A 12,232-nucleotide genomic window follows, 5' to 3' on the forward strand; every position below is an offset into this window, starting at 1 on the left:
AGGGATGATGGCTAAAGGCTTTGCCGCGATTTTGTAAAAGTGGCACGGGCTTTGCGAAGAGATAAGAGGTCTGCCCACGCAGTTCGACAAAAAACAAAAATCCCTCCGGTGCAGGAGGGTTCGTGCTTCAGGTCCCATGGCCGCTGATGGATAACGGGCGTGTGATCTCTTGAGGAACTTTGCAATGACGACTCGTCAGCCACTGTACAAATCCCTGTATTTCCAGGTGGTCGTAGCCATCGCTATCGGCATCCTGCTCGGCCATTTCTACCCACAGACCGCCGTGGCCCTCAAGCCACTGGGTGACGGCTTCATCAAGCTGATCAAAATGGTCATCGCCCCGATCATCTTCTGCACCGTTGTCAGCGGCATCGCCGGCATGCAGAGCATGAAAGCGGTCGGCAAGACCGGCGGCTACGCGCTGCTGTACTTCGAAGTGGTTTCTACCATCGCCCTGCTGATCGGCCTGGTCGTGGTCAACGTGATCCAGCCGGGTAACGGCATGCACATCGACGTGGCCACCCTGGACGCTTCGAAAGTCGCGGCCTACGTCACCGCTGGCGCAGACCAGAGCGTGGTTGGCTTCATCCTCAACGTGATCCCGAACACCATCGTCGGTGCCTTCGCCAACGGCGATATCCTGCAAGTGCTGATGTTCTCGGTGATCTTCGGTTTCGCCCTGCATCGCCTGGGTGCCTATGGCAAGCCGCTGCTGGAGTTCATCGATCGCTTCGCCCACGTGATGTTCAACATCATCAACATGATCATGAAGCTGGCGCCCATCGGTGCGCTGGGTGCCATGGCCTTCACCATCGGTGCCTACGGCGTGAGCTCCCTGGTGCAACTGGGCCAGCTGATGATCTGCTTCTACATCACCTGCATCCTGTTCGTGGTGGTGGTGCTGGGCGCCATCTGCCGCGCACACGGCTTCAGCGTGTTGAAACTGGTTCGTTATATCCGTGAAGAGCTGCTGATCGTACTGGGGACTTCCTCTTCGGAATCGGCCCTGCCGCGCATGCTGGTCAAGATGGAACGCCTGGGCGCGAAGAAATCGGTCGTTGGCCTGGTGATCCCAACCGGCTACTCCTTCAACCTCGACGGTACCTCGATCTACCTGACCATGGCGGCCGTGTTCATCGCTCAAGCGACTGACACCCACATGGACATCACCCACCAGATCACCCTGTTGCTGGTGTTGCTGCTGTCCTCCAAGGGCGCGGCGGGCGTGACCGGTAGTGGTTTCATCGTACTGGCGGCGACCCTGTCGGCCGTAGGTCACCTGCCGGTGGCCGGCCTGGCACTGATCCTCGGTATCGACCGCTTCATGTCCGAAGCCCGTGCCCTGACCAACCTGGTGGGCAACGCCGTGGCGACCCTGGTGGTGGCCAAGTGGGTCAAGGAACTGGACGAAGACAAACTGCACACGGAACTGGCTTCCGGTGGTCGCGGTATTGAAGACGAACGCGCACTGGACGACCTGGGCGTAGCCGAAGGCTCGGCGCCAAGCGCCAAGTAAGCTTCAGCGGTAAACAAGAAAACCCATCTTCGGATGGGTTTTTTATGCCTGGGCGTTTGTGTCAGGTTTTCTGAGCGTTGTGGTGCTTGCCGCCGAGTGGTGGGCTGCCTAGTCTGGAGATCCGTCGATCTGGAAAATGGAAAGCCCATGCAAGGTCCGTTGGCGTCACTCAAGGTGCTGGATTTCTCGACATTGCTGCCGGGGCCGTTCGCCTCGTTGTTGCTGGCGGACATGGGCGCCGAGGTGTTACGCATCGAATCACCCGCGCGCCTGGACCTGCTGCGGGTATGGCCGCCCCACGACCGTGACATTTCCGCCAGCCACGCCTGGCTCAATCGCAACAAGCGCAGCCTGGCCCTGGATTTGAAACAGGCCGGAGCGGTGGCGGTGATCCATGACCTGGTGCGCGAGCATGACATCGTCCTGGAGCAGTTCCGTCCCGGGGTGATGGATCGGCTGGGGCTGGGTTATGAAGCCCTGAAGGCGATCAATCCGCGCTTGATCTATGTGTCGATCACCGGCTACGGGCAGACCGGTCCTTACCGTGATCGTGCCGGCCATGACATCAACTACCTGGCGTTGTCGGGGTTGGCCAGCTACACCGGGCGCCGGGAGGGTGGGCCGCTGCCCCTGGCGATGCAGGTGGCGGATGTGGCGGGCGGTTCGTTGCACGGGGTGATCGGCTTGCTGGCGGCGGTGATCGCCCGGCAGCAGACGGGGTTGGGGCAATACGTCGATGTCAGCATGACCGACTGTGCCTTCAGCCTGAATGCCATGGCCGGGGCGGGGTTTCTCGCTTGCGGGGTCGCGCCTTCGCCCGAGGGGCAGATGCTCAATGGTGGCAGTTTCTACGACTATTACCGTAGTCGGGAAGGGCGCTGGTTTGCCGTAGGGAGTCTGGAACCGGCGTTTATGCAGCAGTTGTGCGGGGCATTGGGGCGAGCGGAGTTGGCGGTTCAAGGACTGTCGTCCGAGCCTGAGGTGCAACAGGCGTTGAAGCAGGCGTTGCAGAGCGAGTTTGAACAACGTGATTTCGATGAGTTGTGCGCTTTGTTTGCCGGGCTGGATGCTTGCGTCGAGCCGGTGCTCAGCTTGGGCGAGGCGGTCGGGCATCCGCAGTTGCAGGCCCGGGAGGTGGTGGTGCAGGTGCCCCGCGGCGATGGCAGTACGCAGGCGCAGATGGCCTGTCCGTTGAAATTTTCCCAGGGGTTGCCGACGCCGAGGCATATCGGCGCACGGTTGGGTGAACATGGCGAAGAGGTGTTACGCGAACTGGGGTACAGCGAAGAGCGGATAGCGGTGTTGCGAGAGGCTGGTGTCATGGCCTGATGATGTTGCGCCTGTTCTATCGTTTTCGCGGGCAAGCACCGCTCCCACAGGTTTTCGGTCGTACACAAAATCCGGATACACCCAGGAACCTTGTGGGAGCGGAGCTTGCCCGCGAAGAGGCCGGTAAGGCCACCATCACTTGTAAAATTTACTCCACCCGCATTTCACCACTGAACACCAGGGTATGCCGACAACGCCGGCACAGATAACGCCGGCCCTCGCTCACCAACCGATGGCGCTGGGCCGAAAACGCAAAGTCGCTTTCAGCGCACGGACAGCGGTAGATATACCGCGTCACCCGGCGGCGCTGGACCTCATAGGTGTGGCAACGATTGGGCGGCAGTTCGTAGACCCCGCGCATGATCAACTGCCATTCCTCGCCATGGGGCTGGATCCGTTCGCCGAACAACTGATGGGCGATCAGGTGCGCGACCTCGTGGGCCACGGTCTGCTTGAGGAAGTCTTCGCTGTTTTCCCGGTACAGCTGCGGATTGAAACGCAGCAGGTTTTCATGCAAATGCGCCACGCCAGCCTTCTGGCCACGCAGCTTGAGGCTGACCACAGGACGCTTGAAAGCTCGTTTGAAAAAGGATTCGGCTTGTTGGAAACAGTCTTCGACGCGGGTCTTGAGTTGCTCGGGCATGCTGTACGGATCTCCAGAGGCGTCGAGTATGCCGTAAACCCGGGGATTTCCGAATCCGCCAGGCGCCGAATGGTCGTGGCGCGTTAAAAGGCCGCCTTGCGGCGGCCTGTGTTGGCAGTTATGGCTTTGTTTTATTCAGTTGGTGTACACCGGGCCGACGCCCAGCCCCCAGACGATCACGGTAAAGGCCATGATCGCCACCAGCACCACCAGGCCGACAGCCAGGACGGAGCTGGAGAACAGGAAGCCTTCGTCCGAAGGGATGTTCATAAAGGTCGGCAGGCCGACGTACAGCAGATAGACGGTGTAGCAGATGGCCGCCGTGCCGACGATCATCCCCAGCCACATATGCGGGTAGAGCGCCGCCAGGCCGCCGATGAACAGCGGTGTGGCGGTGTAGGTGGCGAAGGCCACGCAACGGGCCAGGCTCGGATTGGCGTCGTAGGTGCGGGCCATCCAGTGGATAAATGCGCCCATCACCGCCACACCGCCGAGCATGGCGATATAGGACATGAGGGTCATCCAGATGGCGCTGTCCTGGGTCAGCATCACCGGCGCGCGGTTGCCGATGACCCAGCCGATCCGGGTGGTGCCGATAAAGGCCGAAATGGCCGGGATGGCGGCCAGGATCAGGGTGTGGGTGAGGTACATATGGCCGATGCTTTCCTCGGCGTCGCCACGGATTTGTCGCCATTCCTGATCAGGGTGGGTGAACAGTCCGACTACGTGATGGATCATGCCAGTCACTCCTTTTGTTATTGCCATCGCCCCCCGGTGGAGCGCCTGCGGGCCAAGTGGCCGAAGTCAGGTCTGGATTTATATGCGACCTTATATCGCAGTATAGGGAGGGCGAGCCGCACGCTTTAGAGCAAATCGAACTGTCGGGCGGGACTGTAATCGCATTGTCGTATTTGTTTTCTGTGGAAGCCGAACCTGTGGGAGCGGAGCTTGCCCGCGAAAAGGCCCTTGAGAGCGCTAAAAGCTTCGCGGGCAAGCACCGCTCCCACACAAGCACTGCTCCCGCCATGGAGTCTTCGCCTGCCGTGGGTTTATAGGTAAAATAATCGGCTTTTCGACACACCTCGCGCGGATTTCAAGGGTTAGGGCAAGAGCTATGGGCACTCTTTCGGTCAATCAGAACAAACTGCAGAAACGCCTGCGCCGCCAAGCGGGTGAGGCGATCGCCGACTTCAACATGATTGAAGAGGGTGACAAGGTCATGGTCTGCCTGTCCGGCGGCAAGGACAGCTACACCATGCTCGACGTTCTGATGCACTTGCAGAAAGTGGCGCCGATCAAGTTCGACATCGTCGCCGTGAACATGGACCAGAAGCAGCCCGGTTTCCCCGAGCATGTGCTGCCCGCCTACCTGAAAGAACTGGGCGTGGAGTATCACATCGTCGAGAAGGACACCTACTCGGTGGTCAAGGAACTGATCCCCGAAGGCAAGACCACCTGCTCCCTGTGTTCGCGCCTGCGTCGGGGCACGCTGTACACCTTCGCCGACGAGATCGGCGCGACCAAGATGGCCCTGGGGCATCACCGCGACGATATCGTCGAAACCTTTTTCCTCAATATGTTCTACAACGGCTCGCTCAAGGCCATGCCGCCCAAGCTGCGGGCCGACGACGGACGTAACGTGGTGATCCGGCCGCTGGCCTATTGCAGCGAGAAGGACATCCAGGCCTACTCGGACCTCAAGCAATTCCCGATCATTCCCTGCAACCTCTGCGGCTCCCAGGAAAACCTGCAACGCCAGGTGGTCAAGGACATGCTCCAGGAGTGGGAACGCAAGACCCCCGGGCGTACCGAAAGCATCTTCCGTGGTTTGCAGAATGTCGTGCCATCGCAGCTGGCCGACCGCAACCTGTTCGACTTTACCCACCTTCGAATCGATGAGACCGCCGCATCGCGCTTCGTCAACCTAGTGAACCTCTGAATGCGCGATTACAAATGGTTGCATGAGTACTGCCTGAACCGCTTCGGTTCGGCCGCCGCGCTGGAGGCTGAATTACCGGTGCCGGCCAGTTCGCAGCAACTGCGTGAACTGCCGGACGACCGTTATCTGTCGATGATCGCCTTGCGGGTCTTTCGCGCCGGCCTCAAGCACAGCCTGGTGGACGCCAAGTGGCCGGTGTTCGAGCAGGTGTTTTTCGGCTTCGACCCGGAGAAAGTGGTGTTGATGGGCGCCGAGCATCTGGAGCGCCTGATGCAGGATGCGCGAATCATTCGTCACCTGGGCAAGCTCAAGAGCGTGCCGCGCAATGCGCAGATGGTGTTGGACGTGGCCAGGGAGAAGGGCAGTTTCGGCGCGTTGATCGCCGATTGGCCGGTCACTGAAATCACCGGCTTGTGGAAGTACCTGGCCAAGCACGGCCATCAGTTGGGCGGGTTGTCGGCGCCGCGTTTTCTGCGGATGGTCGGCAAGGACACTTTTGTCCCGACCTATGACGTGGTGGCGGCGCTGAATGCGCAGAAGATCATCGACAAGGTGCCCACCAGCCTGCGGGATCTGGCGATCGTGCAGGACGCCTTCAACCAGTGGCATGCCGAGAGCGGCCGGCCGATGTGCCAGCTGTCAATGATGTTGGCGTACACCACCAATCATTGAAGAACATTGATTCCGGTTCGGGCGATAGACCGCGTTATCGTTCTTCGCGGGCAGGCCCTGCTCCTACAGTTCTGCGTCGAACACAAATCTTGTATCCACCACAATCCTGTAGGAGCAGGGCTTGCCCGCGAAAACGTCAGTCCAGGCGCTACACGGCTTGAACCTGGCCTTCTCCGGCCAACCGCCGATTCAACTGATGACTCCAGCGCACATAGACCATCGCGCTGCAGAACACCGCCACGCTCGCGGCCATCTCCAGCACCCCGAACAGTTGTCGATTGGGATCGAACGCCGCCAACGCGCCCTTGATGAAGTACAGGTTCACCACATAGCAGGTGAACGAATGTCCACGCGCGCTACCCAGCAACATGCCCGGCAGCAAGAGTAACAACGGCACCAGTTCGATCAACAGGATCACCCAGGGCCGCGCACCGTGCAGGTCGGCGAACATCAGGTAATAGATGCTCAGAAAGGCCATCAGGCCGAGAAAGCACGCCAGCGCCAGGCCACGGCTCCAACGCACGCGCGGTTCCAGCCAGGCCTGGGGCGGCAACACCTTGGGCTTCCTAGCCACGGCCGTTCTCCAGGCTCAGGGCAGTCTTCGCCAGACGCAGGCCGAGTGCCCGGCACAAGGCGATTTCATGTTCGTCCAACGCGCGCTTGCCGTCGACGCCGGTATGGTGGCTGGCGCCATAGGGTGTGCCACCACCACGGGTGTCGAGCAAGGCCGACTCGCTGTAGGGCAGGCCGGTGACCAGCATGCCGTGGTGCAACAGCGGCAGCAGCATCGACAACAAGGTGCTTTCCTGGCCGCCATGCAGGCTCGACGTCGAGGTAAAGACCCCGGCCGGCTTGCCCACCAGGGCACCGGTCAGCCACAGGTTGCTGGTGCCGTCGATAAAGTACTTCAGCGGCGCCGCCATATTGCCGAAACGGGTCGGGCTGCCGAGGGCCAGGGCCGCGCAGTTCTTCAGGTCATCGAGGCTGGCATACAGCGCGCCTTCCTCGGGAATCTCAGGCGCCACGGCTTCGCACTGGCTGGAAATCGCCGGTACGGTGCGCAGGCGCGCTTCCAGTCCGGCCTGCTCGACGCCTCGGGCAATCTGCCGGGCCATTTCGCGGGTGGAGCCGTTACGGCTGTAGAACAACACCAGAACGTAAGGTGCACTCACGGCAGGATCTCCAGCACATTCTCCGGTGGACGACCGATGACCGCCTTGTCACCGACCACCAGGATCGGCCGTTCCATCAGCTTGGGGTGTGCGGCGATGGCGGTGATCAGCTGTTCTTCACTGAGCTGGCTGTCGGCCAGGTTCAACTGTTTGTACTCATCCTCGCCGGTGCGCAGCAATTGCCGCGCGCCGATGCCGAGCTTGCCCAGCAACGCCTTGAGCTGCGCGGCGTCCAGCGGGGTTTCCAGGTAGTGCACGACGATGGGCGTGAGGCCACGGCCCTGGAGCAGTTCCAGCGCACCGCGGGATTTCGAGCAGCGCGGGTTGTGATAAAGCGTCAGATCGGTCATGTGCGGGTCGCATCTTGCGTAAGGTGGCGGGTATTCTACCTGCCTGGCGAGCGCTCCTGAACCTTGTGAGGTAAAGGGTCGCGGTCGATAACGTATTTGATGGGGGATTGTGCACATGGCAAGGCGATTGGCCGCCGCATTGGCGATGATGGGGGCGTTGCTGCTGAGCGGTTGCGGCAACGATTACGGCGTCGACCAGAACGGCCAGAGGGTCGCGTCCGAGCGCCTGGACAAAGAGTGGAAGGTGGTCAACTACTGGGCTGAATGGTGTGGCCCGTGCCGCACTGAAATCCCCGAGCTGAACAAGTTGTCCGAGCAGCTCAAGGGCCAGGCGACCGAAGTGTTCGGGGTGAACTTCGACGGTTTGCAGGGCGAAGACCTGCGCAAGGCCGGCGAAACCCTGGGCATCCGTTTCACGGTGCTGGCCCAGGATCCGGCGGACTTCTTCGACCTGCCACGCAGCGAAGCCTTGCCGGTGACCTACATCATCGATGACAAGGGCAAGGTTCGCGAGCAGTTGATGGGCGAGCAGACCGCGGCAGGCGTATTGGCCAGGCTCAAGGCCTTGCGCGGCTGAGCTTCAGCCTTCTTCCGACCACAGCCGCAGCGGCTGGCCTTCCTGCGGCCAGAAACGCACCTGCTCGATGGGCGAGATATCCCAGCGCTGGACATTCTCCAGCGCCTGGAGGAAGCGTTTTTCCTGCTCCATCAACGCCGGTGCGCAGAGTTTGCGAGTGCTGCCGACTTTGCCGAAGCTCAGGTTCCCGCCCTCCAGGGTGTAGGGCGCGAACCAGTGGTTGCAGCCGCCGGTGCCATAGGCCCGGCCATCGTCGCCGAGGGTGACGGTCAGATGGCTGTTGTCGATCAACGGACGTTCGCCGATCCACTCCAGCACGTAGCTGTGATCCTGCTGCAAGTGCACCTGTTCGCCGGCGCAGCCGTACAGGCCGGCACCCAACATTCCCAGAATCACCACGCGTTTCATTACTTTGCCTCCTGGCATCTCGGGCACAGATGTTTCTCGCCCTGTGTCTTCCAGCCCAGCTCGGCGATACGCGCCGTGGCGGCTGGTTTTTGCGCGGGGGTGCCGAGCTTGGCGTCCACCGCGAATTCGAAGTTCAGTTCCTTGGCGCAGCTGTCGCAGTTGACCTGCCACTGGTGGATCGCCAGTTCGCCGAAGACCGGCCCCTTGGCGACCGCGACCCATTGGCCGGGCGGATTGATCAGATGGCGAACGGTGTCCACGGTCAGACGCATGGACAGGTCCTTGCTGCCCTTGAGGGTCACCAGCAGGACATCGTCGGCGCGGATCGAGCCACCGTTGCCGGTGACCTGATAGCGTCCCGGCACCAGGGCGCGGCATTCGGTCAGGGTGTGCTGCGGGTTCATCAGGCTGTAGCGGAAATCGTGTTCGACCATGGGTCCTCCAAATTATGGCCGGTATGCTAGCACGCAGACGCCGCGCAAATGGCAGGGGTGTATGACCTTCGATCCGGTGACGGGGGGGCGCTGACGATCATGGTACGCGGGCCGTGCCCGGCCCTTGCCATGGATCAGGCACTGACACGGGCCTCGGCGGCCAGTCGGGCGATGGCGACGTCCAGTTCGTCCAAGGCTTGGCGGGCATTGGGCGCGTCTTGCTTGAGCAGGGTTTCGCTGCGCTGGCAGGCCGCGCGCAATTGCGGCACGCCACAGTAGCGGGTGGCGCCGTGGAGGCGGTGCACCCGTTCGATCAGGGCGTTGTGGTCGTTGGCGTTGCGGGCCTGGCGAATCGCTTCGCGGTCGGCTTCCAGGGAGGCCAGCAGCATCGCCAGCATATCGGCGGCGAGATCGGGCTTGCCGGCGGCCAGGCGCAGGCCTTCGTCCGGGTCGAGCACCAGCAGCTCGCTGCCGACGCGGCCCTGTTCGCCGGCCCGTTCCGGCCCCTGGTTGCGCAGGGCCAGGCCGGTCCATTTGAGTACCACCTGGGCCAGTTGCCGCTCGCTGATGGGCTTGGTCAGGTAGTCGTCCATGCCGCTTTGCAGCAGGGCGCGTTTTTCGTTGGCCATGGCGTGGGCGGTGAGAGCGACGATGGGCAGCGGAGTGCTTTGCCGCTCATGCTCCCATTGGCGAATCGCCTCGGTGCTTTGCCGGCCATCCATGCCCGGCATCTGCACATCCATCAACACCAGGTCGAAGGCTTCGCGTTGCACGGCGTCGATGGCCGCGTAACCGCTGTCCACCGCCAGCACCCAGGCGCCCATGTCTTCGAGCAGGGTCTGCACCAGCAGCAGGTTGGCCGGGTTGTCGTCGACGCAAAGCACTCGCGGTGCCCGGCTGCCGAGGGGCTCGACGGGCTCCAGGCGTGCCGGGCGCGGGGTGATCAGTTCCGCCAGGGCCCGACGCAGTTTGCGCGTACAGGCCGGCTTGGCCTGGAGCTGGCCGTGGGGGTTGGGCACGCAGAGCTGGAACAGCGTCTGCTCGGTGGTCGGGCACAGCACCAGCACTTTGCAGCCGAGGTGTTCGAGGTCCCAGATATGCTGGCTCAGGCGTTCCGGCGGCATTTCCTGGGCGGTGACGCCGAGGACCGCGAGGTCGATGGCCTGGTCGGTCTGGTGCGCCCCGGTCACCCCATTGGCGAGGTTTTGCAGGCTGTTGAACGGGGTCACTTCCAGGCCGCAATCCTCCAGCTGGTGCTGCAGCGCCTGACGTGACAACTCGTGATTTTCCAGCACCGCCACGCGGCGCCCGAGCAATGGCGCGGCGGGCAGGTCCTCGATATCGTCGCGGGTCTTGGGCAGGCTCAGGCTGATCCAGAATTCCGAGCCTTCGCCCGGAGTGCTGTCGACGCCGATCTCGCCGCCCATCTGTTCGATCAGGCGCTTGGAGATCACCAGGCCCAGGCCGGTGCCGCCGGGTTGCCGCGACAGCGAGTTGTCGGCCTGGCTGAAGGCCTGGAACAGTGCCCGGACATCCTGGCTCGACAAGCCGATGCCGGTGTCCTGCACGCTGATGCGCAACTGCACGCTGTCTTCGTGTTCTTCCTCGAGCATGGCCCGGGCGACGATGGTGCCTTCGCGGGTGAACTTGATCGCGTTGCTCACCAGGTTGGTGAGGATCTGCTTGAGCCGCAGCGGGTCGCCGATCAGCGACAGCGGGGTATCGCGATAGACCAGGCTGACCAGTTCCAGCTGCTTGGCATGGGCCGCCGGGGCGAGGATGGTCAGGGTGTCCTGGAGCAGGTCGCGCAGATTGAACGGAATGCTGTCGAGCACCAGCTTGCCGGCCTCGATCTTCGAGAAGTCGAGAATTTCGTTGATGATCCCCAACAGGCTGTCGGCGGACTTCTCGATGGTGCCCAGGTAGTCGAGCTGGCGCGGGGTCAGTTCGCTTTTCTGCAGCAGGTGGGTGAAGCCGAGGATGCCGTTGAGCGGCGTGCGGATCTCATGGCTCATATTGGCGAGGAACTCGGACTTGATCCGGCTGGCCTCCAGGGCCTCCTTGCGCGCCAGGTCCAGCTCGATGTTCTGGATCTCGATGGTTTCCAGGTTCTGCCGTACGTCCTCGGTGGCCTGGTCGATGCTGTGCTGCAATTCTTCCTGGGCGTTCTGCAGGGTCTCGGCCATGCGGTTGATGCCCGAGGCCAGTTGATCCAGCTCCTGGCTGCCAAGTGGCGGCAGGCGGGTTTCCAGATTGCCTTCCTTGAGCTGGGCCACGGCTTGCTTGATCTTGCCGAGCGGCGCGTTGATCGTGCGGCTCATGCGCAGGGCCAGCAAGGCGGTGCCGAGCAGGCCGGTGGCAATCAGCAGCAGGCTGGCGAACAGGCTGCGATAGCCGCGCAGCAACATATTGTTATGGGACAGCTCCAGTTCGACCCAGCCCAGCAGGCGATCCGCTTCCTCCGGGATCACGTCGCCGGAAATATTGCGATGGCGGCCGAAGACCGGCAATAGATAGCGGGTGGCATCGTTGCCGGTGCGTTGCAGCAGGTGGCTGCTGTTACCGATGGGCGGCTGGTTGAGCATGCTCGGGCCGGCATGGGCCAGTTGCTCGCGGTTGGCGCCGAGAAAGGACACGGCGCGCACGTCGGCCTGTTCCAGGGACTGGGTGGCGATGCGCTCCAGCAGGTCGACATCGTTATGGCCCAGGGCCGGCGCGACCAGCGGCGCGAGCTGTTCGGCGATCATCTCGCCGCGCTGGAGCAGTTGGGTCTGCAGGTCCGACTGTTGCAGCCAGGTGAAATACCCGCCCAGCACCAACGCCATCAGCGTGGTCGGCAGCAGGGTGAGCAGCAGTACGCGGCCTTTGATGCCCAGGTTTTTAAGCACGCAACACTCTCCGTCAGATACAGCGTCCGGCAGACACGCCCATCTTCGATTCTCGGCGCGCGCATCCTGCGCTCGCTCCACTTGGGCAGTGTAGCCATTTGCGGGGGGCGAAATCTCGCAAAGTTCTCTGGGAGCTCAGTGACCGCACGCCCTCGGGGGAACAGCCCGCGGCCGATGGCTCGCCGAGTATTCTGGCAATCGAAGGTGACAGGCTGCTTATTGCTTATACCTATAAGCCATAAGCACCATACTTTGCGTGATATGGAGCGTCGACGTTTGTCGGTATGATGTCAGCCCCCGCAGT

Annotated in this window: 13 protein-coding genes; 5 read left to right on the plus strand and 8 right to left on the minus strand. The window is 62.2% G+C overall.

The genetic code is table 11. From position 1 onward, the window contains the following. Positions 1 to 184 precede the first annotated feature (184 nt). Together M5C71_RS27270 and M5C71_RS27275 are read left to right on the plus strand one after the other, a co-directional pair. Complete coding sequence (locus M5C71_RS27270) at positions 185 to 1,516, plus strand: dicarboxylate/amino acid:cation symporter (RefSeq protein ID WP_177102097.1); 1,332 nt, start codon at positions 185 to 187, stop codon at positions 1,514 to 1,516. A gap of 147 nt (positions 1,517 to 1,663) precedes the next feature. Further along, positions 1,664 to 2,845, plus strand: a complete 1,182-nt coding sequence (locus M5C71_RS27275) for a CaiB/BaiF CoA-transferase family protein (protein ID WP_248769199.1) — start codon at positions 1,664 to 1,666, stop codon at positions 2,843 to 2,845. 148 nt (positions 2,846 to 2,993) lie between these two features. Here M5C71_RS27275 and M5C71_RS27280 read toward each other — a convergent pair whose 3' ends face one another. Together M5C71_RS27280 and M5C71_RS27285 are read right to left on the minus strand one after the other, a co-directional pair. Beyond that, on the minus strand, positions 2,994 to 3,488 hold the full coding sequence (locus tag M5C71_RS27280) for a SprT family zinc-dependent metalloprotease (RefSeq protein WP_248769200.1): 495 nt from the start codon (positions 3,486 to 3,488) through the stop codon (positions 2,994 to 2,996). Between the two features lie 135 nt (positions 3,489 to 3,623). Next, positions 3,624 to 4,226, minus strand: a complete 603-nt coding sequence (locus M5C71_RS27285) for a Yip1 family protein (protein WP_100944199.1) — start codon at positions 4,224 to 4,226, stop codon at positions 3,624 to 3,626. A 376-nt stretch (positions 4,227 to 4,602) separates the two neighbouring features. Between M5C71_RS27285 and ttcA the strand changes: the two genes are divergently transcribed. Further along, on the plus strand, positions 4,603 to 5,427 hold the full coding sequence (gene ttcA / locus M5C71_RS27290) for a tRNA 2-thiocytidine(32) synthetase TtcA (protein WP_248769201.1): 825 nt from the start codon (positions 4,603 to 4,605) through the stop codon (positions 5,425 to 5,427). After that, positions 5,428 to 6,099 carry a DNA-3-methyladenine glycosylase I gene (locus M5C71_RS27295; RefSeq protein ID WP_248769202.1) on the plus strand — a complete coding sequence of 224 codons (672 nt, stop codon included), beginning with the start codon at positions 5,428 to 5,430 and terminating at the stop codon, positions 6,097 to 6,099. A 148-nt stretch (positions 6,100 to 6,247) separates the two neighbouring features. Here M5C71_RS27295 and M5C71_RS27300 read toward each other — a convergent pair whose 3' ends face one another. Genes M5C71_RS27300 through arsC form a run of 3 tightly spaced genes read right to left on the minus strand, consistent with a single transcriptional unit; the run spans position 6,248 to position 7,621 of the window. Further along, positions 6,248 to 6,673, minus strand: coding sequence for a DUF2069 domain-containing protein (locus M5C71_RS27300; protein WP_248769203.1), 426 nt, complete (start codon positions 6,671 to 6,673; stop codon positions 6,248 to 6,250). Further along, positions 6,666 to 7,271: an NAD(P)H:quinone oxidoreductase gene (gene wrbA, locus M5C71_RS27305; RefSeq protein WP_177102105.1), complete on the minus strand. Its 606-nt coding sequence runs from the start codon at positions 7,269 to 7,271 to the stop codon at positions 6,666 to 6,668. Before wrbA ends, M5C71_RS27300 begins: the two co-directional genes overlap by 8 nt. Next, complete coding sequence (gene arsC / locus M5C71_RS27310; RefSeq protein WP_103497267.1) at positions 7,268 to 7,621, minus strand: arsenate reductase (glutaredoxin); 354 nt, start codon at positions 7,619 to 7,621, stop codon at positions 7,268 to 7,270. The genes wrbA and arsC overlap by 4 nt, the downstream gene beginning before the upstream one ends. Before the next feature lie 115 nt (positions 7,622 to 7,736). On the opposite strand from arsC, the gene M5C71_RS27315 reads away from it, so the two are divergent. Then, the gene (locus M5C71_RS27315; protein ID WP_248769204.1) at positions 7,737 to 8,198 is read left to right on the plus strand and encodes a TlpA disulfide reductase family protein; all 462 of its coding nucleotides are present in this window, start codon (positions 7,737 to 7,739) and stop codon (positions 8,196 to 8,198) included. 3 nt (positions 8,199 to 8,201) lie between these two features. On the opposite strand, the gene M5C71_RS27320 is transcribed toward M5C71_RS27315, so the two are convergent. The 3 genes from M5C71_RS27320 to M5C71_RS27330 all read right to left on the minus strand — a co-directional run bounded on the left by M5C71_RS27320 (position 8,202) and on the right by M5C71_RS27330 (position 11,928). Then, positions 8,202 to 8,606, minus strand: a complete 405-nt coding sequence (locus M5C71_RS27320; protein ID WP_103497269.1) for an META domain-containing protein — start codon at positions 8,604 to 8,606, stop codon at positions 8,202 to 8,204. Then, positions 8,606 to 9,040: a hypothetical protein gene (locus M5C71_RS27325; RefSeq protein WP_103497270.1), complete on the minus strand. Its 435-nt coding sequence runs from the start codon at positions 9,038 to 9,040 to the stop codon at positions 8,606 to 8,608. The genes M5C71_RS27320 and M5C71_RS27325 overlap by 1 nt, the downstream gene beginning before the upstream one ends. Positions 9,041 to 9,174: 134 nt before the next feature. After that, complete coding sequence (locus M5C71_RS27330; protein ID WP_103497271.1) at positions 9,175 to 11,928, minus strand: response regulator; 2,754 nt, start codon at positions 11,926 to 11,928, stop codon at positions 9,175 to 9,177. Positions 11,929 to 12,232: the final 304 nt, after the last annotated feature.

This window comes from Pseudomonas sp. MWU12-2345 (assembly GCF_023242385.1).
Lineage (GTDB): Bacteria > Pseudomonadota > Gammaproteobacteria > Pseudomonadales > Pseudomonadaceae > Aquipseudomonas > Aquipseudomonas gingeri_D.